The organism is Stappia sp. BW2, from assembly GCF_008107695.1.
GTDB lineage: Bacteria > Pseudomonadota > Alphaproteobacteria > Rhizobiales > Stappiaceae > Roseibium.
This window is the reverse complement of sequence record NZ_VIRG01000037.1, coordinates 1-422: the sequence shown is the minus strand read 5'-3', so window position 1 is coordinate 422 and position 422 is coordinate 1. Positions and strand designations below refer to the sequence as shown.

Annotated in this window: 1 protein-coding gene; it reads right to left on the bottom strand. The window is 61.8% G+C overall.

Going from position 1 to position 422, the window contains the following annotated elements:
* Positions 1-422, bottom strand: a 422-nt coding sequence (locus FMN63_RS02650; RefSeq protein ID WP_205513823.1) for an alpha/beta fold hydrolase, incomplete at both ends; no start/stop codon positions are given.

Sequence of the window (422 nt, the reverse complement as noted above, 5' to 3'; positions counted from 1 at the left end):
ATTGCGGGCGGCTCTTGGTCTTCGGCGTGATCTGCACGAAACGCGCGCCGGCAATTCGCTCGGCAAGAGCACGCGCATGGCTGAGAGGATGAATGCTGTCCCGATCATGGCCGATAACCAGCGTCGGTACGGTGAGATTGCCGACGTCCTGGTCGGTCACATCAGGACCGTCATTGGAAATTCTGGTGAGCAGTTCGGCGGTCACATCCAAAGGCGTGCGGGAGAAAAAACCGGCAAGCGAGGCCAGATTGTCCGGAGCCTCGGCGGCGAGCCGCACGCCCACCGGCCCGGCAAGGAATGCGGCCTTTGCGTGATCCGGCGGCAGAGTTTTCAGAAGATGCCCGACTTCGGCGTTGGGTGACATATTCTCCGGCGCGGATGCCGTCAGCCAGGCAGGCCTTGCGATGATCAGTGCCTTGACA